This window comes from Burkholderia sp. MR1-5-21, assembly GCF_053427715.1.
The window spans coordinates 44,777-68,912 of sequence record NZ_JBSAXD010000029.1 but is presented as its reverse complement, the minus strand read 5'-3'; the positions used below and the strand labels follow the sequence as shown (position 1 = coordinate 68,912).

The window sequence follows — 24,136 nt, the reverse complement described above, 5'->3', positions numbered from 1 at the left end:
CCGTTTTTCATTCCGCCGATATCCGTGCGATCTGCCGATCGCGTGGAGGGCGTCACTCGGGCTTTCGATCATGATCATCTTTCAATTGCGCGCGCACCCGGCGTCGCGCAATGCCGGTTCGCGGCGTGTGCCGCGGATGTTGAAACTCACGGTGCCGGCGCTGGCTGCCGGCGCAATGACCGCGGCGTGTGCCGCGACCGCGGCCGCGCGCGCGACCGACACTGACGCGGCCGCGCAGGGCGACGCGGCCCCGATGCTGCCGCCGGTCGAGGTCGTCGCGTCGCCGCTGACGACGCCGCTCGTCGTCGTCACCGACCCGAAGACACCGCGCCAGCCGCTGCCCGCCAGTGACGGCGCCGATTACCTGAAGACCATTCCCGGTTTCGCGTCGATCCGCAGCGGCGGCACGAACGGCGATCCGGTGCTGCGCGGGATGTTCGGCTCGCGGCTGAACATCCTCGCGAACGGCATGTCGACACAGGGCGCATGTCCGGGCCGGATGGATGCGCCGACGTCGTACATCGCGCCGGAAAGCTATGACAAGGTCACCGTCGTGAAGGGGCCGCAGACGGTGCTGTACGGCCCCGGCGCGTCGGCGGGCACGGTGCTGTTCGAGCGCATCACGCCGCGCTTCGGCAAGCCCGGCATGCGCTTCGAAGGCAGCCTGGTCGGCGGGTCGTTCGGCCGCAACGACCAGAACGTCGACGTGACGGCCGGCACGCCGGACGTCTACGGCCGCGTGACCGCGAATCATGCGCACGCGCAGGACTACGAGGACGGCAATGGCCGCACGGTGCCGTCGCAGTGGGACAAGTGGAACGCCGACGCGGCGCTCGGCTGGACGCCCGACGATCACATGCGCGTCGAGCTGACGGCCGGCACCGGCGACGGCTATGCGCGCTACGCGGGCCGCGGGATGGACGGCGTGCATTTTCGCCGCGACACGTTCGGCCTGTCGTTCGACAAGCGGCATATCGGTGACGTGCTCGACCGCGTCGAGGCGCGCGTGTACTACAACGAAGCCGATCACGTGATGGACAACTACACGCTGCGGCAGCCCGACCCGACGAGCAGCATGCCGATGCGCATGGCGTCGGAAGTACGCCGGCGGACGCTCGGCGCGCGGGCCGCGGCGACGTTCCGTTTCGGCGACGCGTTCAAGCTCGTCGCGGGCGTCGATGCGCAGTCGAACCGGCTCGATTCGCGCTCGGCGATGGGCCGGCAGAATTATGCGGACCAGCCGTGGAACGCGCAGGCGACGATGTGGAATACGGGCGCATTCGGCGAGCTGACGTGGTATGCGAGCGACGCGGCGCGCGTGATCGGCGGCGCGCGCGTCGACTATGCGAGCGCGCGCGACAAGCGGGCGATGACGGGCGGCATGATGAGCAAGCCGAACCCGACGTTCGACGACGATCGTGCGCGGGTGCTGCCGAGCGGCTTCGTCCGTTACGAACGCGATCTCGCGGCGCTGCCGGTCACGTGGTATGCGGGGATCGGCCATGCGGAGCGCTTCCCCGACTACTGGGAACTGTTTTCCGCGAAGCGCGGGCCGGCGGGGGCGATCAACGCGTTCTCGGCCATTCAGCCCGAGAAGACCACGCAGCTCGATGTCGGCGCGCAATACCGGAGCGAGAAGCTCGACGCGTGGGTCTCCGCGTACGCGGGCTACGTGCAGGACTTCATCCTGTTCAACTACTCGACCGGCATGATGGGCCAGACGACGCAGGCGACCAACGTCAATGCGCAGATCATGGGCGGCGAGGCGGGCGTCGCATGGCGGCCGGTCGCGCCGCTGCGCGTCGAGACGTCGCTCGCGTATGCGTGGGGGCGCAACGTGGCGACCGGCGATCCGCTGCCGCAGATGCCGCCGCTCGAGGCGCGCTTCGGGCTCGAGTACACGCGCGGCGCATGGTCGGCCGGCGGGCTGTGGCGGGTCGTTGCGCCGCAGCATCGCTATGCGCTGAACGAGGGCAACGTGGTCGGCAAGGACTTCGGTCCGAGCGCCGGCTTCGGCGTGCTGTCGCTGCATGCGCAATACAACCTCAGCAAGACCGTGCAACTGTCGGTCGGCATCGACAACGTGCTCGACAAGGCCTATGCGGAGCACCTGAACCTCGCAGGCAACGCGGGCTTCGGCTACTCGGCCAACACGCCGGTGACCGAGCCGGGGCGCACCGCGTGGGTGCGGGTCAGCGCGAAGATGTAAGTGCCGCGCAGGCCGCGCATGCTGCGTGTGCAGTGCAGCATGCGCGGCCGCTAACGGTACCCCGCCGATTCGCGCCGCCCGCGTCAATCGATTAGAGAACCGTATCTAAAGGGGGCGCAAACATTCGCCCGTCGTGCTTCACTCCCGCATTCGACGCACGGGCGCAGATGACGGCGCCCGCTGCGCCGACACGATCTCTCTCGCACCAGCAGCACAAAAAACAGGAGAACATGCATGGCCAGATCGATGCGATCCAGGGTGGTGGCAGGGGCAGTGGCCTGCGCGATGAGCGCAGCACCGTTTGCCGGGCTGACCGCGGTGATGACGGCCGCGACGACGCGCGCGGCGGCGGCAGCGACCGCGCCGACCGACGATTATGCGACGACGCGCTATCCGATCATTCTCGTGCACGGGCTGACGGGCACCGACAAGTACGCGGGCGTGCTCGAGTACTGGTACGGCATCCAGGAGGACCTGCAGCAGCGCGGCGCGAACGTCTATGTCGCGAACCTGTCGGGATTCCAGAGCGATGACGGCCCGAACGGCCGCGGCGAACAGCTGCTCGCGTACGTGAAGCAGGTGCTGGCCGCGACGGGCGCGAGCAAGGTCAACCTGATCGGCCACAGCCAGGGCGGACTGACGTCGCGCTATGTGGCCGCCGTCGCGCCGGAGCTCGTCGCCTCGGTGACGACGATCGGCACGCCGCATCGCGGCTCGGAGTTCGCCGATTTCGTGCAGGGCGTGCTCGCCTATGATCCGACCGGGCTGTCGTCGTCGGTGATCGCGGCGTTCGCCAATGTGTTCGGCATCCTGACGAGCAGCACGAACAACACCAACCAGGACGCGCTCGCCGCGCTGAAGACGCTGACCACGTCGCAGACCGCGACCTTCAACCAGAACTATCCGAGCGCGGGGCTCGGCGCGCCGGGCTCGTGCCAGACCGGCGCGGCGACGGAGACGGTCGGCGGCAGCACGCATCTGCTGTACTCGTGGGCCGGCACCGCGATCCAGCCGACGCTATCCGTGTTCGGCGTCACGGGCGCGCAGGATACGAGCACGATCCCGCTCGTCGATCCCGCGAACGCGCTCGATCCGTCGACTCTCGCGCTATACGGCACCGGCACGGTGATGATCAATCGCGGCTCGGGCCAGAACGACGGGCTCGTGTCGAAATGCAGCGCGCTGTTCGGGCAGGTGCTGAGCACGAGCTACAAGTGGAACCACCTCGACGAGATCAACCAGCTGCTCGGCGTGCGCGGCGCGTATGCGGAGGACCCGGTCGCGGTGATCCGCACGCATGCGAACCGGCTGAAACTCGCGGGCGTGTAATCGATGACTGCACGTGAAGGACGCGCGCCGCTCGCGCGGCGCGTCGCAGTGTATGCGGTCATGGGTGTCGTCGCGGCGGCCGGCGTTGCGTGGTGGCAGGGCGCTGCCATGCATCACGGCTCGCGTGCCGAGCACGGCTCCGGCGGCGCGGCGTCTGCCGGCGGCCCGAGCGCCGCGCTACAGGCGGCGGCCGCGCCGGACGGCGCGAGCCTGCCGGCGTCGCTCGCCGGGTCGAGCGCGCCGCGACTGCCGCTCGATCCGGCCGGCCATCTCGCGAAAGTGCGCGCGGTGCGCGATTTCTTCGACTACTGCCTGAGCGCGCAGAGCGACCTCGGCGCGGCCGCGCTCGACGCGCTGGTCGCGCGCGAGATCGCCGCGCAACTCGACGGCACGGTCGCGCAGGCGGAAGCGCTCGACGTGTGGCACCGCTACCGCGCGTATCTCGCGGCGCTCGCGGCATTGCCGGATGCTGGCGGCGTGCCGAACAAGCTCGACCTCGGCGCGCTGCAGCTTGCGCTCGACCAGCGTGCGTCGATCGCGTACCGGACGCTCGGCGACTGGAGCGAACCGTTCTTCGGCGACGAACAATGGCGACAGCGCTACGATCTCGCGCGGCTGAAGATCACGCAGGACCGCAGTTTGACGGACGCGCAGAAGGCCGAGCGGCTCGCGGCGCTCGACCAGCAGCTGCCGGCGGGCGAGCGCGCCGAGCGGCAGCGCATCGCGCAGCAGCAGGCCGCGATCGCGCAGATCGCGCAACTGCAGCAGGCGGGCACGTCGCCGGACGCGATGCGTGCGCAACTGACGCAGTCGCTCGGCCCGCAGGTCGCCGAGCGCGTCGCGCGCATGCAGCAGGACGACGCGGCGTGGCAGAGCCGCTACGCGGACTATGCGGCGCAGCGCGCGCAGATTGATGCGGCGGGGTTGTCGCCGCAGGATCGCGACGCGCAGGTGGCGGCGCTGCGGCAGCGCTTCTTCACGAAGCCGGGCGACGCGTTGCGCGCGGCGTCGCTCGATCGCGGCGCCGCGGCCGTGCAGCCGCAATAAACTGCGCCGGCGTGCGCTGCGTGCGCTGCGTGCGCTGCGTGCGCTGCGTGCACGGCGTGCACGGCGTGCACGGCGTGCACGGCGGGCGGGCTCACGCCGCGCGCGACACGCGTGCCGGCAGGTGCTGTTCGATCGTCGTCGCGAGCGTGTCGAACGCGGGGCCGATGCCTTCGTGCGGGACGCACGCATAGCCGAGCAGCAGCCCCGAGCGTGCAGTCGCCGCGCTGCTGTAGTAGCTCGTCAGCGGCCGCACGATCACGCCGGCGTCGAACGCGCTCTGCGTGACCGCGCGGTCGTCGCACGATTCGGGCAGGCCGAGCACGAGATGCAGGCCCGCTTCGTCGCCCATCACCGGCAGCGCGTCGCCGAAGCGTGCGTGAATCGCATCGATCAGCAGTTGCCGCCGCTCGCCGTACAGCGTGCGCATCCGCCGCACGTGCGAGGTCAGGTGGCCGTCCATGATGAATTCGGCCAGCACGGCCTGCTGCATCAGCTGGCCTTCGCGATACAGCTCGGACAATCCGGTGCGGAACGTGTCGACGAGATGCTCGGGCACGACCATGTAGCCCATCCGCAAGCCCGGGAACAGCATCTTGCCGAGGCTGCCGACGTAGATCACGCGCCCGCCGTCGTCGAGCCCCTGCAGCGACGCGAGCGGCCGGCTGCCGTAGCGGAACTCGCTGTCGTAGTCGTCCTCGATGATCCAGCAGCGGTGCTGGCGTGCGTATTCGAGCAGCATGCGCCGCCGCGCGAGGCTCATCACCATCCCGAGCGGATACTGGTGCGACGGCGTGACGAGCACGAGACGCGGCGGATGCTGCAGGTCGCACGCGCGCGGGTCGAGCCCTTCCTGGTCGACGGGCACCGGCGCGAGCGTCAGCCCGGCTGCCTGCAGCACGCTGCGCACGCCCCAGTAGCACGGCTCTTCGACCCAAGCGCGGTCGCCGATGTCGGACAGCAGGCGCACCGCGAGATCGATCGACTGGTGGATGCCCGTCGTGATGATCACCTGGTCCGGCGAACACTTCACCGAGCGCGCGACGCGCAGGTAGTCGGCGAGCGCGCGCCGCAGCGGCCGGTAGCCGCCGCCCGGCGCATACGTCAGCAGCTCGGGGTTCGCTTCCTTCCACAGCCGCGCCTGCAGGCGGCTCCACTGGCGGCTCGGAAATTCCGACACGTCCGGCACACCCGGCATGAACGCCCCCCACTGGCGCCGCGATACGCCCGCGTGCTCGATCAGTTGCCGGCCGCGCATCGACAGGCCGCCCTGCGCGTCGTCCTGCTGCGCCGCCGCATCGCCGGCGGCCGGGGCCGGCGGCGCGCCGCCTGGCGCCAGCATCGCCGCGGCATCCGGGCGCGTATCGGCGACATAGGTGCCGCTGCCCGTCGTCGTCAGCACGTACCCTTCGGCGGTGAGCTGGTCGTAGACGTGCAGCACGGTATTGCGGGCAATCGACAGGTCGGCGGCAAGCGTGCGCGAGCTGGGCAGCTTGGTGCCTGGCCCCAATTCCCCGGTCAGGATTGCCTGCTGCATCTGCTGCAGCAGCTGGCGGTACATCGGCTCCGGCGAGCCGCGGTCGAGACGGGCGGAGAGCCAGTCGGCGAGGATCACGGTATCCAAAGTGGTTCTACTTGGAATATTGAAATGGTTCCCTAGTATAGAACCGTGCTCGCCGTATAGTGCTTCGCATCTCAACAATGCTTGTCGCGTGGCAAGGGGACAGCCTCGATGAAGACCGATGAAGTGATCGTCAGCTTCCGCGGTGTGCGGAAGACCTACGACGGCGAAACGCTCGTCGTCAAATCGCTCGACCTCGACATCCACCGCGGGGAATTCCTGACGTTGCTCGGGCCGTCGGGCTCCGGCAAGACGACCTGCCTGATGATGCTGGCGGGCTTCGAGTTCCCGACGGGCGGCGAGATCCGCCTCGACGGCGAGCTGCTGAACAACGTGCCGCCGCACAAGCGGAACATCGGCATGGTGTTCCAGAACTATGCGCTGTTCCCGCACCTGACCGTCGAGCAGAACGTCGCGTATCCGCTGACGGTGCGCAAGCTGCCGGCCGGCGAGCGCGCGGAGCGCGTCGCCCATGCACTGAAGATGGTGCAAATGGAGCGCTTCGCGAAGCGCTACCCGGCGCAGCTGTCGGGCGGCCAGCAGCAGCGGATCGCGCTCGCCCGCGCGCTCGTGTTCGAGCCGAAGCTCGTGCTGATGGACGAGCCGCTCGGCGCGCTCGACAAGCAGTTGCGCGAGCACATGCAGTACGAACTGAAGGCGCTGCACGAGAAGCTCGGCGTGACCTTCGTCTACGTGACGCACGACCAGGGCGAGGCGCTGACGATGTCGGACCGCGTCGCCGTGTTCGACAAGGGCATCGTGCAGCAGCTCGATACCGTCGACCGGCTGTACGAATCGCCGTGCAACGAATTCGTCGCGAACTTCATCGGCGACAGCAACCGGCTGCGCGGCACTGTCGCGCGCGTCGACGGCGAGTTCTGCGAATTCCATCTCGGCGACGGCACGAAACTCGTCGGCCGCAACATCGGCAACGCGGAAGCGGGCGCACCCGCGGTCGCGTGCATCCGTCCCGAGCGCATGAGTCTCACGCAGCACAACGGCAGCGGCAACGGCCACGCGAACGGCGCGGCCGCGAACCTGCTGGCCGGCGAGGCCCGCAGTCTCATCTATTTCGGCGATCACGTGCGCATGCGCTGCGCGGTGCCGGGGCAGGACGAGTGCTTCGTCAAGGTGCCGCTCGGCACCGGCGCGCTCGACGCGTTCTCGCCCGGCGCACCGGTCGGCCTCGCGTTCGCGCCCGAGCATCTGCGCGTATTCGCATGACCATCGCTTCACGCTTTTCCGCAGCACGTCGTCCACAAGAACGGCTCACTTCCACCACGAGAGGAACCATCATGAATCGAGCAAGCTTCACGGCGCGCCGCACGGCGTTCGCACTGGCGCTGGCGGTGTTCGGCGCATCCGCGTCGGCGGCCGAGATCACTGTCGTCAACTTCGGCGGCGCGAACGGCGACGCACAGAAGGTCGCGTTCAACCAGCCGTTCGAGAAATCGACCGGCAACAAGGTCACTGCCGTCGAATACAACGGCGAGCAGGCGAAGGTGAAGGCGATGGTCGAGGCGAAGCACGTCAACTGGGACGTGGTCGAAGTCGAATCGGGCGACCTGAACCGCGGCTGCGACGAAGGGCTGTACGAGAAGCTCGACTGGGCGAAGATCGCGAAGAAGTCGGACCTGATTCCGGAATCGCCGCAGACCTGCGGCGTCGGCTTCTTCGTGTGGTCGACCGCGCTCGCGTACAACGCGGACAAGCTGAAGAGCGCGCCGGCGAGCTGGGCCGACTTCTGGGACGTGAAGAAATTCCCCGGCAAGCGCGGGATGCGCAAGGGCGCGCGCTACAACCTCGAATTCGCGCTGATGGCCGACGGCGTCGCGCCGAAGGACGTCTACAAGGTGCTCGCGACGAAGGCCGGCCAGGACCGTGCGTTCAAGAAGCTCGACGAACTGAAGCCGAACATCCAGTGGTGGGAAGCGGGCGCGCAGCCGCCGCAGTTCCTCGTCGCCGGCGACGTCGTGATGTCGACCGCGTACAACGGCCGCATCAGCGCCGCGCAGAAGGAAGGCAAGAACCTGAAGGTGGTCTGGAACGGCAGCATCTACGACCTGGACTACTGGGCGATTCCGAAGGGTACGCCGAACAAGGCGCTGGCCGAGCAGTACATCGCGTACACGCTGACGTCGAAGCCGCAGCAGGAATACGCGCACAACATCGCGTACGGCCCGGCGAACGTCGCGGCGATCAAGGCGCTCGACGCGAAGACGCTCGCGAACCTGCCGAACTCGCCGAGCAACGGCAAGAACGCGGTGCTGCAGGACATCGGCTTCTGGACCGACCACAGCGACGAGCTCGAGCAGCGCTTCTCGGCGTGGGCATCGAAGTAAGCGCGTCGAAGTCCTGACGCAACCGGCCGCGCGATGCGCACGCATCGCGGCGCTTCGCGCGGCACGCCGCCGGATTCCCGGTCCGGCCGGAGAGAACCGTTGAATACGATGACGATCGCTTCCTCTTCGTCGACACCGTCGACTGCCGCGCTGAAACGCGAACTGAAGGCCGCCGAAGCCAAAAAGCGCGCAATGGCGCTGCTGCTGGTCGCGCCGCTTGCGGTGTTCCTGCTGCTGATCTTCGTCGTGCCGATCGGCACGCTGCTGACGCGCGCGGTGCAGAACCCGGAAATCGCGACCGCATTGCCGAAGACGGTCGCCGCGCTGTCCGGCTGGGATCGCAAGGCGGCGCCCGCCGACGCGGCGTACGTGGCGCTCGCCGCCGACATGACGCAGGTCGCCGACAGCGAGGCGATGGGCGCGCTTGCGCGGCGCCTGAACACGGAGATCCCCGGCTACCGCTCGCTCGTCGCGAAGACTGCGCGCGCGATGCCGCTGAAGGGCGACAACGACGCGGCGCTCACGCCCGCGCAGACGCGCGAGAAGCTCGTCGATCTCGATTCGCGCTGGGGCGACGCCGCGTACTGGCAGGCGATCGCGAAGAACGGCAGTCGTTATTCGCCGTTCTACCTGCTCGCCGCGCTCGACCACAAGCAGGACGGCTTCGGCCATATCGTGCAGGCCGATCCGGACCAGTCGATCTATATCGCGATCTTCGGCCGTACGCTCGTGATCGGCTTCGCGGTGACGCTGTTCGCGCTGCTGCTCGGCTATCCGCTCGCGTACTGGATCTCGACGCTGTCGGAACGGCGCGCGAACCTCGTGATGATCCTCGTGCTGATTCCGTTCTGGACGTCGGTGCTGGTGCGCGTGGCTGCGTGGATCGTGCTGCTGCAGAGCGAGGGGCTCGTCAACAAGGCGCTGATCGGCAGCGGATTGATCTCGCAGCCGCTCGCGCTGCTGTTCAACCGCGTCGGCGTGTACATCTCGATGACGCACATCCTGCTGCCGTTCATGATCCTGCCGCTCTACAGCGTGATGAAGGCGATTCCGCCGACCTACCAGCGCGCGGCCGTGTCGCTCGGCAGCCATCCGTTCGCTGCGTTCTGGCGCGTGTACGTGCCGCAGACCTATCCGGGCGTCGGCGCGGGCGCGCTGCTCGTGTTCATCCTCGCGATCGGCTACTACATCACGCCGGCGCTGCTCGGCGGGCCGAACGACCAGATGGTCAGCTACTACGTCGCGTACTTCACGAACGTGACGATCAACTGGGGCATGGCGTGTGCGCTCGGCGGGCTGCTGCTCGCGGCGACGCTCGTGCTGTATGCGGTGTACGGCCGCTTCACCCGCTCGAACGTGAGCCTCGGCTGAGCGCGCAACAACGGAAACGGAAGGGAATTCGACCATGAAACTGCTCGCCAGGCCGCTGTTCGCGCCGCACATGTCGTTCGCCGAACGCGCGTGGTACGTCGCGCTGCGCGTGCTCGTCGTGCTGACGCTGCTGTACCTGATCCTGCCGGTGCTCGCGATCGTGCCGCTGTCGTTCTCGTCGAGCACGTTCCTCGTCTATCCGATCCCGGGCTTCTCGATGCGCTGGTACGAGAACCTGATCGCGTCCGACGAGTGGCGGATGGCCGCGAAGAACAGCTTCATCGTCGCGCCGTCGGCGACCGTCGTCGCGACCGTGCTCGGCACGCTCGCCGCGATCGGTCTGACCAAAGCCGACTTCCGCTTCAAGGGGCTGCTGATGGCCGTGCTGCTGTCGCCGATGATCGTGCCGGTGGTCGTGGTCGGTGTCGGCATGTACCTGTTCTTCGCGCCGCTCGGTCTCGCGAACACCTATACGGGGCTGATCGCCGCCCACGCCGCGCTCGGCGTGCCATTCGTCGTCACGACGGTCGCGGCGACGCTGCAGGGCTTCAACCACAACCTCGTGCGCGCGAGCCTGTCGCTCGGCGCGAACCCGGTCACGACGTTCTTCCGCGTGACGCTGCCGGTGATCGCGCCGGGCGTGATGTCGGGGGCGCTGTTCGCGTTCGCGACGTCGTTCGACGAAGTGGTGGTCACGCTGTTCCTCGCGGGCGCCAACCAGACGACGCTGCCGCGCCAGATGTTCACCGGGATCCGCGAGAACATCAGCCCGACGATCGCAGCGCTCGCGACGATCCTGATCATCTTCTCGACGAGCCTGCTGCTCGCGCTCGAATGGCTGCGCGGCCGCAATGCGCGGCGCGCGGTGACCTGACGAGGCAGCTGCCTGCACGTTCGATGCGGCTCTGCAACAATACGGGACGCGGCGGCGCGCGTCTCGGTTGCGCTCCATGGAACGCACGCCGCCGCGCCGCTCAATCCGCGGCGCTGGCGCGCCGCCTGTCAGTCGAGTCCCATCTTGTCCGAAATCGCCCCTGCAGCCGGCGCCGCCGAGCCGGCCCTCAACTGGCGCGCGATGGCCGCCGTGCTGCTGGCCGTTGCGCTTGCAACGCTCGACACCGCGATCGCAAACACCGCGCTGCCCGCGATCGCCGCCGACCTGCATGCGGCGCCGGCCGCATCCGTGTGGATCATCAATGCGTACCAGCTCGCGATGGTCGCGACGCTGCTGCCATTCGCAGCGCTCGGCGACATCGTCGGCCACAAGCGCGTGTACATCGCGGGTCTCGCGGTCTTCACGCTCGCGTCGCTCGGTTGCTCGCTCGCGTCGACGCTGCCGCTGCTCACGGCCGCGCGGATCGTGCAGGGCTTCGGCGCGAGCGCGATCATGAGCGTGAACGTCGCGCTGATCCGCAGCCTGTATCCGGCGCATCGGCTCGGGCGCGGCGTCGGGTTCAACGCGCTCGTCGTCGGCGTGTCGTTCGCGGTGGGGCCGACGATCGCGTCGCTGATCCTGTCGGTCGCCGCGTGGCCGTGGCTGTTCGCGGTGAACGTGCCGCTCGGGGTGTGCGCGCTCGCGGTCGCGATTCCGTCGCTGCCGCAGACGGCGCGCGGTCGCCACGCATTCGATCCGGTCGCCGCGCTGTTCAATGTCGTCACGTTCGCGGCGCTGATCTTCGCGCTCGGCGAGTTCGCGCAGCGCGGACCGCTGCATGTCGTGCTGGCCGCCGCGGCGGTCGCACTCGGCTTCGGCTGGCTGCTGGTGCGCCGCCAGGCCGGGCATCCGGCGCCGATGCTGCCGGTCGACCTGTTTCGCCGGCCCGTGTTCACGCTGTCCGCGCTGACGGCCGTCTGTGCGTTCGCCGCGCAGGGGCTCGCGTTCGTGTCGCTGCCGTTCTATTTCGAGACCGTCCTGCACCGCAGCGCGGTCGAGACGGGCTTCCTGATGACGCCGTGGTCGGCTGTCGTCGCGCTCGCGGCGCCGCTCGCGGGCCGGCTGTCGGACCGCTATCCGCCCGGGCTGCTCGGCGGGATCGGGCTCGCGCTGCTGAGCGCGGGCATGGTGTCGCTCGCCGCGCTGCCGTCGGCGCCGCACGTGCTCGATATCGGTTGGCGGATGATGCTGTGCGGCGCGGGCTTCGGCTTCTTCCAGTCGCCGAACCTGAAGGCGCTGATGTCGAGCGCGCCGCCCGAGCGCAGCGGCGGCGCGAGCGGGATCATCGCGACCGCGCGGCTGATCGGGCAGGCAACCGGCGCGGCGCTCGTCGCGCTGTCGTTCGGGATCGCGGGCCACCACGGGCCGACGCTGGCGCTGATGCTCGGCGCGGGGTTCGCGGGCGCCGCGAGCATCGCGAGCGGGCTGCGGCTGTTCGCGCCGTCGCATCGGGCCGGCGTGGCGGTCGCGTCGGAGCGGGCGGTGAAGTAGGGGATGCGTGTCCGGGTTTTCGGCCGGGTGTGCCGGCGAATCGTTGGATGCTCGAAAGCGTGAAGGCGTGAAGGCGTGAAGGCGTGAAAGCGTGAAAGCGTGAAGGCGTGAAGCTGCGAAGGCGCGGAATCGACGACGCCAAAAATGCAAAAGCCGGCGCGCGGCAGACGACCGCCGCGCGCCGGCCCGCACACGTCGCTCAGAACCCGCCGGACTTGATCAGCTGGTTGAGGTTCGCGATGTTCAGGCTGCCGAAGCCCGTCGTGTAGTCCCAGCCCGCGCCGGCGTTGTAGCCATAGCCCTGGTAGCCGTTGTTGCCCGACACGACGTCATAGCGCACGAGCGACGGATTCGCCGGAATGTCCGCGTAGAAGTTGCCCGCCGGGAAGCCGAGGGCCGTGCCGTTCGAGGCCAGGATCCGCGCCCAGAAGCCCGTGAAGAGCGGCGCCGCGAGGCTCGTGCCGCCGATCTGCTGCAGCTGGCCGTAGTTGTAGATGTACGCGCCGGTGCTCTGGGCAGCATCGAACGCGACGTCCGGCAGCTGGCGGTTGCTGCCCGACTGCCACGACGGCGCCGGCGTGATCGTGCTGACGCCGCCGCCCGTCGCCCACAGCTTGCCGCTGCTGTCGAGCCCTTCGTTCCACACGGTTTCGTTCGAGAACGCGCCCGCGGACGTCGTGTAGAGCGTCGTGCCGCCGATCGCGAGCACGTGCGGCGACGATGCCGGCCACGACACCGTGTAGTTCGCGCCGTCCGGATAGCCGCGGTTGTTGCACTCGTACACGCCTTCGTCGCCCGACGATACCGAGAACGTCTGGCCCTGCGCGGCCGCCGTCGTGAAGATCTGCTCCTCGGCGTCGAGCGTGCCGTCGGCGCTCGCGTCGGTCTCGCACCAGCCGAGCGACACGTTGATCACCTTCGCGACGTTGTCCGACACCGCGCGGTTGAACGCCTGCGTGAGCCCCGTGTTGCCCGACGCGTTCAGGTCCGCCATGTAGAACACGAGCTTGCCGACCTGGCCGCCCGCCGCGCCGACGATCGACTGGCTGTCGAGATCCCATTCGCCCTGGCCGTTCTGGTCGTCGGTGTAGTTGCCGCCGGAACCGTTGGTCTGGACGGTTTGCGTCGACACCGCGCCGTAGCCGTTGCTCGACGTGAACGTCTTCAGGTCCTGCAGCGTCTGCGCGACGCCGCCGATCGTCATGATGCCGACCGTCACGCCGGCCGCGGTCGGCACGCCGGTCGCGTTGTAGAGGCCCGGGAATTCCTTCGGATAGTGGCCGGTCGCGGTGCCCGTGGCGAGCGTCCTCGGCTTCGCGACCTCGCCGACGCGCAGGAGCGGATGCGCGCGCGCGACGTTCTGCAGCCCCAGCACCGAGCCGACGACGTCGCCGAGCGCACGCGGCACCTGCGCGGTGGACGCGTTCGCGAAGCCCGAGCGGCCCGCGTAATCGAAGTGCACGAGCGACGTGTTGAACGCGGTCTTGACCGTGCCGGCCGTGCCGCGTGCGGACACGAGCAGCCGGTTCGGCGCGACCTCGATGTCGACGAAGCCGCTCTTGCGCAGATAGTCGACGACGGACTTGACCTGCGCTTCGGTCGGCGCGTAGTTGGCGAGGAATTGCGCGTGCGTCAGGAACTTGCGGTACTGCGCGCTGCCGCGGCGGTTCACGTCGCGTGCGAGCTGCTTGAGCTGCGCGGCGTTGCGCAGTTTCAGGCTGACGACGACGTCGGTCGTCTCGCCTGCTGCCAGTTCGAGCGACGGCGCCGCACTGCGCGCCATCAGCTGCGGGCCGGTCAGAAAGGCCTTCGTATGGGTATCGACCCAATCCGTCGCCGCGTGCGCCGTGCCGGCGGCGAGCACGAGCGGCCACGCGCAGGCGAGGCGGCGGGGTGACGGAAGGGGAAGCGCAAACCAGGCGTTCCGTTTCATCGGGAGTCCTTTTGAGGAGAGACGACGTTGTTGGAACCCCCGGCCCTTGTGGGGCCGCGAGCGCAGACGAGCGTAGGGACGGCGGTGCGTTTCAGGTAGCTGCCAGTTTCCATAGCTGTCAGTTCTGACAACGGCGCATGCGCAGGCGCGCCTGGATGCAGGCGACGCTTCTCCCGTGCGACGCGACGAGAGGAACCGGTTCGCGCGGCGTCGAACGTATCGCTGCTGTGCACGCCCGCGGCCCGGGCGTGCGCATTGTTCACCGTTGCGTGGAAATCGTCGCGGAGACGGCATGCGTGGGATGACGCCGATGAACGTGTTCGGCGGTCTCGGGCGCGCGCCGAATCGCACTATGTGGTCAACGAAGGGCGGGTGCTGTTCCGATCAGGCCCTGCATCCGGGCCGGCGGATGAAAAAAAGGGGCAGTTGATACCCGGATGTTCCGAACTGTGGAACACAGTCTTTCGGCCGGCTTTCCGTCGTCGCGTGCGGCATGCGGATTAGAGTGATTGCTCTAGCGGCCGCACGGCCGAAAAAAAAGCCCGACACGAGGCCGGGCTTCCAAATCGGCCGCAACCGCCGAAGCGGCATGCGGCACCTGCAAAAGCAGGACGCTTACGCTGCGAGCAGCGAGCGCAGCACGAACGGCAGGATACCACCGTGCTTGTAGTAGTCGACTTCGATCGGCGTATCGATGCGCAGCAGCACCTGCACGCGCTTCGTTTCGCCGTCCTTGCGGTTGATCACGAGCGTGACATCCTGCTGCGGCTTGAAGTCGTCGCCGAGGCCTTCGATGTCGAACGTCTCGTCGCCGGTGATGCCGAGCGACTGGATGCTGTCCGAGCCCTTGAACTGCAGCGGCAGGACGCCCATGCCGACCAGGTTCGAACGGTGGATCCGCTCGAAGCTGCGTGCGATCACGGCCTTCACGCCAAGCAGCTGCGTGCCCTTCGCGGCCCAGTCGCGCGACGAGCCGGTGCCGTACTCTTCGCCTGCGAACACGACGGTCGGCGTGTCGGCGTCGATGTACTTCATCGCTGCGTCGTAGATCGACAGCTGTTCGCCGCTCGGCTGGTGGATCGTCAGGCCGCCTTCGACGCGCGTGCCGTCTTCCTTCGCCGGGATCATCAGGTTCTTGATCCGGACGTTCGCGAACGTGCCGCGCATCATCACGTCATGGTTGCCGCGGCGCGAGCCGTAGCTGTTGAAGTCGGCCTTCTGCACGCCGTTCTCCTTCAGCCACTTGCCTGCCGGCGAGTCTTCCTTGATCGAGCCTGCCGGGCTGATGTGGTCGGTCGTGACGGAATCGCCGAAGATGCCGAGCGCGCGCGCGCCCTTGACCGTGACGATCTGGTCGGCCGGTTCCATCGAGAAGTCCGTGCCGAAGAACGGCGGCTCCGCGATGTACGTCGACTTCGGCCAGTCGTAGACCTGGCCCGATTCGCCCTCGATCTTGCTCCAGAGGTCGCCCTTCTTCGTCAGCTTCGCGTAGTTGTCCTCGAACTTCTTCGGATCGAGCGCGTACTTGAGCAGCGCGTGGATTTCTTCGCTCGTCGGCCAGATGTCGCCGAGGTAGATGTCCTTGCCGCCCTTGCCCTTGCCGACCGGCTCGGTCATCAGGTCGCGCGTGATGTTGCCGGCGATCGCGTACGCGACGACCAGCGGCGGCGAGGCCAGGAAGTTCGCGCGGATGTTCGGGTGGATGCGCGCTTCGAAGTTACGGTTGCCCGACAGCACGGCCGCCGCGACGATGTCGTTCTTGACGATCGCTTCGTTCAGTTCCGGCGTCAGGTCGCCCGCGTTGCCGATGCAGGTCGTGCAGCCGTAGGCAGCGACTTCGAAGCCGAGCTTCGCGAGGTACTTCAGCAGGTCCGTCTTCGTCAGGTATTCGGTGACGATGCGCGATCCCGGGGCGAGCGACGTCTTGATGTGCGGCGCGACGGTCAGGCCGGCTTCGACGGCCTTCTTCGCGAGCAGGCCGGCGGCCAGCAGCACGCTCGGGTTCGACGTGTTCGTGCACGACGTGATCGCGGCGATCAGCACGTCGCCGTTCTTCACGTCGACGCCGTTGCTCGTCTGGTACTGGGCGTTCAGGTCGTCCGCCTTCTTCGCGAAGCCGTTTTCCGCGACCGGCTTCGAGAACAGGTCGGTGAACGTCGACTTGACGTTGCCGATCTCGATGCGGTCCTGCGGGCGCTTCGGGCCTGCCAGCGACGGCGCAACCGTTGCCAGGTCCAGCGTCAGCGTCTTCGTGTAGTCGATGTCGCCGGCCTTCGGGATGCCGAACAGGTCCTGCGCCTTGAAGTAGTTCTCGAACGCGGCGATTTCCGCCTTCGTGCGGCCCGTGCCCTTGAAGTAGTCGATCGTCTTTTCGTCGACCGGGAAGAAGCCCATCGTCGCGCCGTATTCCGGCGCCATGTTCGCGATCGTCGCGCGGTCCGGCAGCGCGAGCGTCTTCGTGCCTTCACCGAAGAACTCGACGAACTTGCCGACGACCTTTTCCTTGCGCAGCATTTCGGTGATGGTCAGCACCAGGTCGGTGGCCGTCACGCCTTCGCGCAGCTGGCCCTTCAGCTCGACGCCGACGACGTCAGGCGTCAGGAAGTACACGGGCTGGCCGAGCATGCCGGCTTCCGCCTCGATGCCGCCCACGCCCCAGCCGACCACGCCGATGCCGTTGATCATCGTCGTGTGGCTGTCCGTGCCGACGAGGGTGTCCGGGTAGTAGACCGTGCCGTCCGCATCCTTCTTCTTGTGGACGCCGCGTGCGAGGTACTCGAGGTTCACCTGGTGGACGATGCCGACGCCCGGCGGCACGACCTTGAACGTGTCGAACGCCTGCATGCCCCACTTCATGAACTGGTAGCGCTCGTTGTTGCGCTGGAATTCCAGCTTCATGTTCAGGTCGAGCGCATCCTTCTGGCGGAAGTAGTCGATCTGGACCGAGTGGTCGACGACGAGATCGACCGGCACCAGCGGCTCGATCTTCTTCGGGTTCTTGCCCGCGCGCTTCGCGACGCCGCGCATGGCCGCGATGTCGGCGAGCAGCGGCACGCCCGTGAAGTCCTGCAGCACCACGCGCGACACGACGAACGGGATTTCGTCGACGCGCTTGCCCGTCGGCGTCCAGTTCGCGAGCTGCTCGATGTGTTCCTCGGTGATCTTCTTGCCGTCGTAGTTGCGCAGTACGGACTCGAGCACGATACGGATCGACACCGGCAGGCGCTCGATCTTCGTCTTCAGTTCCTTGCCGAGGTGCGGCAGCGAGTAGAACTTGCCTTTGCCGGAACCGCTGTCGAATTCCTTGAGGGTCTTGTGGAGATTGTGGGCCATGGTGATTTTCCTGGGTTCAAGTCTAGGAAACAAAGAGTCCTGTATCTGACGGCTATATCACATACAAGTCGACGTACTCATTGACCGGCATCGCTTCGAGCTTTGCCTGGTCCAGCGACACGTCGAGAATCGCTTGTTGCTGCTTTGCCGGGAAGCGGCGGGCGAGGTTGGTCCTGAACTTCTCGATCAGGAGCGGGATGCCGTCGGCGCGGCGTCGCTGGTGGCCGATCGGATACTCGACCGCCACTTCGGCAAGCTTCGATCCGTCTGCAAACTCAATCGTCAGCGCATTTGCGATCGATCGCTTGTCGGGATCGTGGTAATCCTTCGTGAACTGCGGGTCCTCGACGCAGACCGTCTTCGCGCGCAACGCGTCGATGCGCGGGTCTGCCGCGACCGTGTCCTCGTAGTCGGCCGCCGTCAGCCGGCCGAACAGCAGCGGCACGGCGACCATGTACTGGATGCAGTGGTCGCGGTCGGCCGGGTTGGCGAGCGGCCCCTGCTTGTCGATGATGCGGATCGCCGCCGCTTGCGTGCGGATCGTGATCCGGCTGATGTCGTCGGACGATTTCCCCGCGGCGGCGAGCTGCGCGTGCAGCTGCATCGCGGCCTCGGCCGCGGTCTGCGCGTGGAATTCCGCGGGGAACGCGATCTTGAACAGCACGTTCTCCATCACGTATGTGCCGTACGGACGCTGGAAGCGGAACGGCTGCCCGTCGAACAGCACGTCGTAGAAGCCCCAGGTCTTCGCGGTGAGCGCGGACGGATAGCCCATTTCGCCCGTCTTCGCGATCAGCGCGAGGCGTACCGCGCGCGACGTCGCATCGCCGGCCGCCCACGACTTGCGCGAACCCGTGTTCGGCGCGTGGCGGTACGTGCGCAGCGCGTGGCCGTCGACGAACGCGTTCGACACCGCGTTGACCAGCTCGTCGCGCGTGAGCCCGAGCAGCTGGCCGACGACGGCGGTCGACGCGACCTTGACGAGCAGCACGTGGTCGAGCCCGACCTGGTTGAATGAATTCTCGAGCGCGATGCAGCCCTGGATCTCGTGGGCCTTGATCATCGCGGTCAGCACGTCGCGCATCGCGAGCGGCGCGCGCCCGGCGGCAACGGCGGTACGCGACAGCCAGTCGGCCGTCGCCAGGATCCCGCCGAGATTGTCGGACGGATGCCCCCATTCGGCGGCGAGCCAGGTGTCGTTGAAATCCAGCCAGCGGATCATCGCGCCGATGTCGAACGCGGCCTGGACCGGATCGAGCTGGAACGACGTGCCGGGCACCTTCGCGCCGTTCGGCACGATCGTGCCGGGCACGACAGGCCCCAGGAGCTTGGTGCAGGCCGGGTAGGACAGCGCCTCGAGTCCGCATCCGAGCGTGTCGATCAGACAATGACGCGCAGTCTCCAGCGCGAGCGCGCTGTCGATTCCGGCGTTCAGCACGTAGTCGACGATATCGACCAGTACCGTATCCGGAGCAGGGCGGACGTTGGAGATCGGGGCGGACATCGAGGCGCCTGGGTGAACGGGCTTAGTTGTTCTTCAGCTCGTTCGATTGCGTCGGCGCCGGCGTGCCTTGCGCCATTTCCGGCGTCACGCACTCGTCCGCGAGGCGCTCGCCGCCGTTCGCGTCGCTGAACAGCATCGCCTTGGACGGGATCACGATCAGCTTGAAGCCCGCTGCCGGGTCGTAGAACGTGTCCGCGCCGGTGGTCGTCTGCTGGCGCGGCAGCTTGTAGTTCTTCTGCGCCCAGTGGACCGTGACGACCTGGTCACGCTTCATGTCACCGGCGAGGTTGAACGACAGGCCGTCCTTGCACGCCCACTTGACCGAGCCTTCCGGTACCGGATCGACCTTCGCTGCTGCGCGCGCTTGCGCCTTCTTGCTGCGCGGGATCAGGTGCTTGCGCGGTGCCGGGCGCTTGGCCGTTGCATTCTTCGCGGTCGTGCCCGCTTCCTGGGCGAACGCGCTCGGAGCCGACACCAGCATCGTGGCGGACAAGGCGCCGATGGCGGTAGCGATCAGGAGTTTCTTCATGGAGTCAGAACCTTTCGAAAATCAGTTAGCAAAGGCCGGCAGCCAAGGCTGCCGGCCGGGTTGAAACTGCACGCGCCCCGGAAGCGCGCAGCGGCCGCTATTTTCGCCTATTTGGCCGCGCATATTTCAGGTTTTCAGGCTCCGTTACGTTTTTTGTCGTTTCGTACGCGAACGAGCGGTCCGCGTGCCGGTCGAGGTGTAAAAGACTGTTTCGGCCGGCCGGCGGCGCTCGTTCACGGCGTGTCTCCCGCGGCGGCGGGGCCGAACAGCGGCGCCGCTTCGGCGGGCAGCGGCTGGCCGGTCGCCCGTGCGCGGCGCAGCACCGACCAGTAATAGCGGTAGCTCGCGCGGTCGTGCAGCGTGTCGCCGTGGCGCGTCGGCCCCCAGTCGGCGGCTTGCGCGGCCAGCAGGATCTCGGCCGCGAGCGCGACCTCGTCGGTGCGCGGCGCGAATGCGTCGACGATCGGCCGGATCTGCGCCGGATGGATGCTCCACATCCGCGTGAATGCGAACTCGTCGCGCGCGCGGCGCGCGTCGTTCGCGACGACGCTCATGTCGCGCACCTCGGTCGTCACGTTGTGCGACGGCGTCTTGCCGTGCGCGTGGCAGGCCGCGGCGATCTCGAGCTTCGCGCGCCGCACCAGCGGGTGCTCGAACTGGCCCGGCGAGCGCATCGCCGAATCGGGGATCGCGCCGTGGTGCGCGGAAACGAAATCCATCAGGCCGAAGCTCAGCGTGCCGACGAGCGGCAGCGCGGCGAGGGCGGCTGCCTGCGCGAGCGCGCCGTGCGTCTCGACCAGCACGTCGACCGGAATCGGCCGCGCAATGCCGAGCTCGCGGCGGGTGCCTTCGATGAACGCGCACATCTCGGCCGCGTCGGCGGCGTTCGCGATCTTCGGCAGCGTGAGGTACGCAGGCGGGCGCGCTGCGCGCAGGATGATGCGCACGTCGTCGCGCCAGTGCGGGTGGGAGAAGTCGTGGATTCGCGCGCCGACCCGCCCGAAGCGGTTCTCGGCGCTGCCGAGCGCCGCGGCGACCAGTTCCGCGTGCGCGGCTTCCTGGCCGACGGCGGCGCCGTCCTCGCAGTCGAGCGTGATATCGAACACGGGGCCCAGTTCGGCCTGCAGCGCAAGCGACTTGCGCATCAGCTTCTCGCTGCCCGCGTAGTGGTCGCAGCATGGCAGGATCGCGGGCGGAGACGCACCGTCGTACAACACTTCTGCAGGGGTGAGCGCGGACATCTTCTTATGCGTCCAGGAAGCGGGCCAACGTGGAGTAGATCGGATTCGGGTGCGTTCTGGGCCGGCGCGGTGCACGGCGCGCGCGGGCGGAAAAACGAATCCGGATCGGATCGGGGGCAACGCCGGGCAACACGGAGCGGCGGCGGATGGCCGCCGGCCCGTATTGCGCCGGGTTGCAGCCCGGCTGCCCGCGGGCAGCCCGGCCGGGTGCGTTACTTCAGCAGGTGCGCAACGCCGTCGCGCTCTTCGAGCAGCTCGGCCAGCGTACCGTCCATCTTCTCGCGCGAGAACGCGTCGATCTCGAGGCCTTCGATACGCTTGTATTCGCCGTTTTCGCACACGACCGGCACGCCGTAGATGATGTCTTCGGGGATGCCGTACGAACCGTCCGACGGAATGCCCATCGTGACCCACTTGCCGTTCGTGCCGAGCACCCAGTCACGCACGTGGTCGATCGCCGCGTTCGCTGCCGATGCTGCCGACGACAGGCCGCGCGCTTCGATGATCGCCGCGCCGCGCTTGCCGACGGTCGGGATGAACGTGTCGCGGTTCCAGACGTCGTCGTTGATCAGCTTCAGCAGCGATTCGCCTTCGGCGGTCGCGAAGCGGAAGTCGGGGTACATCGTCGGCGAGTGGTTGCCCCACACCGCGAGCTTCTCGATCGATGCGACCGGCTTGCCCGACTTCGCCGCGAGTTGCGACAGCGCGCGGTTGTGGTCGAGGCGCAGCATGGCCGTGAAGTTCTTCTTCGGCAGGTCCGGCGCCGACTTCATCGCGATGTACGCGTTCGTGTTGGCCGGGTTGCCGACGACCAGCACCTTCACGTCGCGGCTCGCGACTTCGTTCAGCGCAGCGCCCTGGACCGTGAAGATCTCGGCGTTCGCCGACAGCAGGTCCTTGCGCTCCATGCCCTTCGAGCGCGGACGGGCGCCGACCAGCAGCGCGACGTCGGCGTCCTTGAACGCAACCTTCGGGTCGTCGGTGATCACGACGCCCGCGAGCAGCGGGAACGCGCAATCGTCGAGTTCCATCACGACGCCTTTGACGGCGGCTTGGGCTTGCGGGAGGTCGAGCAGTTGCAGGATGACCGGCTGGTCCTTGCCGAGCAGGTCGCCGTTCGCGATGCGGAACAGCAGCGAGTAAGCGATTTGACCTGCGGCGCCGGTGACGGCAACGCGCTTTGCGGGCTTAGCCATTGAAATTCTCCAGGACGGGTGAAGCGTGGGACGCTCGGGAAAACGCCATTCTATGCGCGTTACGCGAAGCGTTGCTTTGAAGCAGGGCGGAGGAGTCGCGGTTGCATGCGCGGTGACCTGGAGACGGGCAGAGGCACGTAGCCGGGGACGCGCTTGGCAATCCGCGAACCCTTGCTCGCCCCGGAGTGTAGGAGCCGCGCTGCGCAAAGTCAAACAGTATCATATGTCTTATATAAGACAGATGTTTTGCGGAATTTGAGTGGACGGAAAACCTGCGTTTGTGATGAAATGCGCGCCATGACATCGAACCAGGCGAACAACGCGAATCCGACCGGCGCAGGCAGCCCAGGGCAGCCGGGCGCGAGCGAGGCTGCGCCGACGTTCAGCCCTTTATACCAGCAGATCAAGGCATTGATCACGCAGAGTCTCGAATCGGGTGAATGGAAGCCCGGCGAGATCATCCCGAGCGAGGTGGAGCTCGCGGCCCGCTACAAGGTCAGCCAGGGCACCGTGCGCAAGGCGATCGACGAGCTGGCCGCCGAGAACCTCGTGGTGCGACGGCAGGGGAAGGGTACGTTTGTTGCGACGCACAATGAAGATCGCGCGCAATTCCGTTTCCTGCGCCTGCTTGCCGACGACGGCGCCGAGCATGCGCACGTGAGCCGCCTGCTCGAGTGCCGGCGGTTGCGGGCGCCGGCCGAGATCGCCCGCCAGCTCGACCTGAAGCCGTCGGATCCGGTCGTGCAGGTGCGCCGGCTGCTCGAGTTCGAGGGCGAGGTGACGGTGCTGGACGAGATCTGGCTGCCGGGCGCGATGTTCCGCGGCCTGACGTTCGAGCGGCTCAGCGAGTACAAGGGGCCGCTCTACGCGATGTTCGAGGCGGAGTTCGGCACGCGCATGATCCGGGCGACCGAGAAGATCCGCGCGGTGGCGGCGGAGCCGGCGGTGGCCGACCAGCTGCATGTGCCGGCGGGTTTCCCATTGCTGTCGGTCGAGCGCGTGTCCTATACATATGGTGACCGGCCTGTCGAGGTGCGCCGCGGCTGGTATGTCACAACCGGGTATTACTATCAGAACGACTTGAGCTGACGATGAATGGTCATCGGTTCGTGTCTCGTGCATTCGCGCTCCCCACTGTCCGCGAAGCACGTTTCGGGCCGCCTTTGTTCGCGTTTGCGTAACGATCCAAAGCAGGTTTTCGCTGCAGCGCGATATAAAAAGGCGCTAAAATTGCGGATTAGTGTGACAACATAAGTAGGGGTCTAGCATGACTGACGCAGTAAAGAAGCCGAGGCCGGAATACCGGAACATCGGATTCGGCGATATCACGATGAAATATCGCATGCCGCTGGCGGCGATTTTGTCGATCCTCCATCGAGTCAGCGGCGCGCTGCTGTTCCTGTTCCTGCCGTTCCTGCTGTTCCTCTTCGACCAGAGTCTCACGTCCGAACTCAGCTTCGAAGTCTTCAAGGCCTTCCTCTCCAACATCGTCGTCAAGCTGATCGTCCTCGCGCTGTCCTGGGCGTTCTTCCACCACTTCTGCGCCGGCATCCGCCACCTCGTGATGGACGTCAACCACGACGCGGTCACGAAGGAAAGCGGCAAGAACACGGCCGTCATCGTGTTCGTCGTGTCGATCGCCCTCACGATCGCGATGGCCCTCAAACTGTTCGGAGCATTCTAAGATAATGGCAGCCAACAACCGAATCGGCTCGAAGCGCCTCGTCGTCGGCGCACACTACGGCCTGCGCGACTGGCTCGCGCAGCGCGTCACGGCCACGATCATGGCCGTCTACACGATCATCCTGCTCGCGCTGTTCTTCGGCGCGCACGACTTCTCGTACGAAGGCTGGGCGTCGATCTTCGCCGCGCAATGGATGAAGCTGGCGACTTTCGTGATGCTGCTCTCCCTCTTCTACCACGCATGGGTCGGCGTGCGCGACATCTGGATGGACTACGTGAAGCCCGTCGGTGTGCGCCTGCTGCTGCAATCGCTGACCATCGTCTGGCTGCTCGCATGTGCGGGCTACGCCGCGCAGATTCTCTGGAGAGTGTAAAG

The 24,136-nt window shown here is 67.3% G+C and carries 18 protein-coding genes; 11 read left to right on the top strand and 7 right to left on the bottom strand.

What is annotated here, in order from left to right; all coding sequences use genetic code 11:
* The first annotated feature begins 70 nt into the window (after positions 1-70).
* The 3 genes from ACV229_RS31060 to ACV229_RS31050 all read left to right on the top strand — a co-directional run bounded on the left by ACV229_RS31060 (position 71) and on the right by ACV229_RS31050 (position 4,585).
* Positions 71-2,209, top strand: coding sequence for a TonB-dependent copper receptor (locus ACV229_RS31060; RefSeq protein ID WP_448086912.1), 2,139 nt, complete (start codon positions 71-73; stop codon positions 2,207-2,209).
* A 234-nt stretch (positions 2,210-2,443) separates the two neighbouring features.
* Positions 2,444-3,538: an alpha/beta fold hydrolase gene (locus tag ACV229_RS31055; protein ID WP_448086911.1), complete on the top strand. Its 1,095-nt coding sequence runs from the start codon at positions 2,444-2,446 to the stop codon at positions 3,536-3,538.
* Between the two features lie 3 nt (positions 3,539-3,541).
* A complete protein-coding gene (locus ACV229_RS31050) occupies positions 3,542-4,585 on the top strand; it encodes a lipase secretion chaperone (protein WP_448086910.1) in 1,044 nt (347 codons plus the stop codon).
* A 91-nt stretch (positions 4,586-4,676) separates the two neighbouring features.
* Here the strand turns inward: ACV229_RS31050 and pdxR are convergent, their stop codons facing one another.
* Positions 4,677-6,206 (bottom strand): MocR-like pyridoxine biosynthesis transcription factor PdxR, encoded by a 1,530-nt coding sequence (pdxR, locus tag ACV229_RS31045; RefSeq protein ID WP_448086909.1) that lies wholly within the window; start codon positions 6,204-6,206, stop codon positions 4,677-4,679.
* Positions 6,207-6,314: 108 nt separating this feature from the next.
* Between pdxR and ACV229_RS31040 the strand changes: the two genes are divergently transcribed.
* The 5 genes from ACV229_RS31040 to ACV229_RS31020 all read left to right on the top strand — a co-directional run bounded on the left by ACV229_RS31040 (position 6,315) and on the right by ACV229_RS31020 (position 12,341).
* Positions 6,315-7,427: an ABC transporter ATP-binding protein gene (locus ACV229_RS31040; protein WP_448086908.1), complete on the top strand. Its 1,113-nt coding sequence runs from the start codon at positions 6,315-6,317 to the stop codon at positions 7,425-7,427.
* Positions 7,428-7,498: 71 nt separating this feature from the next.
* Positions 7,499-8,545, top strand: a complete 1,047-nt coding sequence (locus tag ACV229_RS31035; RefSeq protein WP_448086907.1) for an ABC transporter substrate-binding protein — start codon at positions 7,499-7,501, stop codon at positions 8,543-8,545.
* A gap of 108 nt (positions 8,546-8,653) precedes the next feature.
* A complete protein-coding gene (locus ACV229_RS31030; protein WP_448086949.1) occupies positions 8,654-9,916 on the top strand; it encodes an ABC transporter permease in 1,263 nt (420 codons plus the stop codon).
* Positions 9,917-9,950: 34 nt separating this feature from the next.
* Entirely contained in the window at positions 9,951-10,790 is an 840-nt protein-coding gene (locus ACV229_RS31025) for an ABC transporter permease (RefSeq protein ID WP_448086906.1), read from the top strand.
* A gap of 144 nt (positions 10,791-10,934) precedes the next feature.
* The gene (locus ACV229_RS31020) at positions 10,935-12,341 is read left to right on the top strand and encodes an MFS transporter (protein WP_448086905.1); all 1,407 of its coding nucleotides are present in this window, start codon (positions 10,935-10,937) and stop codon (positions 12,339-12,341) included.
* Positions 12,342-12,540: 199 nt separating this feature from the next.
* Here ACV229_RS31020 and ACV229_RS31015 read toward each other — a convergent pair whose 3' ends face one another.
* From ACV229_RS31015 to ACV229_RS30990, 6 genes are all read right to left on the bottom strand, one after another.
* Positions 12,541-14,274 carry a S53 family peptidase gene (locus ACV229_RS31015; RefSeq protein ID WP_448086904.1) on the bottom strand — a complete coding sequence of 578 codons (1,734 nt, stop codon included), beginning with the start codon at positions 14,272-14,274 and terminating at the stop codon, positions 12,541-12,543.
* Positions 14,275-14,889: 615 nt separating this feature from the next.
* On the bottom strand, positions 14,890-17,607 hold the full coding sequence (gene acnA / locus ACV229_RS31010; protein ID WP_448086903.1) for an aconitate hydratase AcnA: 2,718 nt from the start codon (positions 17,605-17,607) through the stop codon (positions 14,890-14,892).
* Between the two features lie 52 nt (positions 17,608-17,659).
* The gene (locus ACV229_RS31005; protein WP_448086902.1) at positions 17,660-19,111 is read right to left on the bottom strand and encodes a bifunctional 2-methylcitrate dehydratase/aconitate hydratase; all 1,452 of its coding nucleotides are present in this window, start codon (positions 19,109-19,111) and stop codon (positions 17,660-17,662) included.
* 22 nt (positions 19,112-19,133) lie between these two features.
* Positions 19,134-19,640 carry a hypothetical protein gene (locus ACV229_RS31000; RefSeq protein WP_448086901.1) on the bottom strand — a complete coding sequence of 169 codons (507 nt, stop codon included), beginning with the start codon at positions 19,638-19,640 and terminating at the stop codon, positions 19,134-19,136.
* A 233-nt stretch (positions 19,641-19,873) separates the two neighbouring features.
* Positions 19,874-20,881: an HpcH/HpaI aldolase/citrate lyase family protein gene (locus ACV229_RS30995; RefSeq protein ID WP_448086900.1), complete on the bottom strand. Its 1,008-nt coding sequence runs from the start codon at positions 20,879-20,881 to the stop codon at positions 19,874-19,876.
* 212 nt (positions 20,882-21,093) lie between these two features.
* On the bottom strand, positions 21,094-22,077 hold the full coding sequence (locus ACV229_RS30990) for a malate dehydrogenase (protein WP_059566007.1): 984 nt from the start codon (positions 22,075-22,077) through the stop codon (positions 21,094-21,096).
* 297 nt (positions 22,078-22,374) lie between these two features.
* Here ACV229_RS30990 and ACV229_RS30985 point away from each other — a divergent pair, with 297 nt between their 5' ends.
* From ACV229_RS30985 to sdhD, 3 genes are all read left to right on the top strand, one after another.
* A complete protein-coding gene (locus ACV229_RS30985; protein WP_448086899.1) occupies positions 22,375-23,166 on the top strand; it encodes a GntR family transcriptional regulator in 792 nt (263 codons plus the stop codon).
* Positions 23,167-23,344: 178 nt separating this feature from the next.
* Positions 23,345-23,761 carry a succinate dehydrogenase, cytochrome b556 subunit gene (sdhC, locus tag ACV229_RS30980; protein WP_448086898.1) on the top strand — a complete coding sequence of 139 codons (417 nt, stop codon included), beginning with the start codon at positions 23,345-23,347 and terminating at the stop codon, positions 23,759-23,761.
* A gap of 4 nt (positions 23,762-23,765) precedes the next feature.
* A complete protein-coding gene (gene sdhD, locus ACV229_RS30975) occupies positions 23,766-24,134 on the top strand; it encodes a succinate dehydrogenase, hydrophobic membrane anchor protein (RefSeq protein ID WP_448086897.1) in 369 nt (122 codons plus the stop codon).
* Positions 24,135-24,136 lie beyond the last annotated feature (2 nt).

Coding starts and splice junctions, on each gene's coding strand:
- ACV229_RS31050 (WP_448086910.1), top strand. CDS start 3,542: ATGACTGCACGTGAAGGACGCGCGCCGCTCGCGCGGCGCGTCGCAGTG.
- ACV229_RS30985 (WP_448086899.1), top strand. CDS start 22,375: ATGACATCGAACCAGGCGAACAACGCGAATCCGACCGGCGCAGGCAGC.
- sdhC (WP_448086898.1), top strand. CDS start 23,345: ATGACTGACGCAGTAAAGAAGCCGAGGCCGGAATACCGGAACATCGGA.
- ACV229_RS31060 (WP_448086912.1), top strand. CDS start 71: ATGATCATCTTTCAATTGCGCGCGCACCCGGCGTCGCGCAATGCCGGT.
- ACV229_RS30995 (WP_448086900.1), bottom strand. CDS start 20,881: ATGTCCGCGCTCACCCCTGCAGAAGTGTTGTACGACGGTGCGTCTCCG.
- ACV229_RS31040 (WP_448086908.1), top strand. CDS start 6,315: ATGAAGACCGATGAAGTGATCGTCAGCTTCCGCGGTGTGCGGAAGACC.
- ACV229_RS31035 (WP_448086907.1), top strand. CDS start 7,499: ATGAATCGAGCAAGCTTCACGGCGCGCCGCACGGCGTTCGCACTGGCG.
- sdhD (WP_448086897.1), top strand. CDS start 23,766: ATGGCAGCCAACAACCGAATCGGCTCGAAGCGCCTCGTCGTCGGCGCA.
- ACV229_RS31000 (WP_448086901.1), bottom strand. CDS start 19,640: ATGAAGAAACTCCTGATCGCTACCGCCATCGGCGCCTTGTCCGCCACG.
- ACV229_RS31030 (WP_448086949.1), top strand. CDS start 8,654: ATGACGATCGCTTCCTCTTCGTCGACACCGTCGACTGCCGCGCTGAAA.
- ACV229_RS31055 (WP_448086911.1), top strand. CDS start 2,444: ATGGCCAGATCGATGCGATCCAGGGTGGTGGCAGGGGCAGTGGCCTGC.
- ACV229_RS30990 (WP_059566007.1), bottom strand. CDS start 22,077: ATGGCTAAGCCCGCAAAGCGCGTTGCCGTCACCGGCGCCGCAGGTCAA.
- acnA (WP_448086903.1), bottom strand. CDS start 17,607: ATGGCCCACAATCTCCACAAGACCCTCAAGGAATTCGACAGCGGTTCC.
- ACV229_RS31025 (WP_448086906.1), top strand. CDS start 9,951: ATGAAACTGCTCGCCAGGCCGCTGTTCGCGCCGCACATGTCGTTCGCC.
- ACV229_RS31015 (WP_448086904.1), bottom strand. CDS start 14,274: ATGAAACGGAACGCCTGGTTTGCGCTTCCCCTTCCGTCACCCCGCCGC.
- ACV229_RS31005 (WP_448086902.1), bottom strand. CDS start 19,111: ATGTCCGCCCCGATCTCCAACGTCCGCCCTGCTCCGGATACGGTACTG.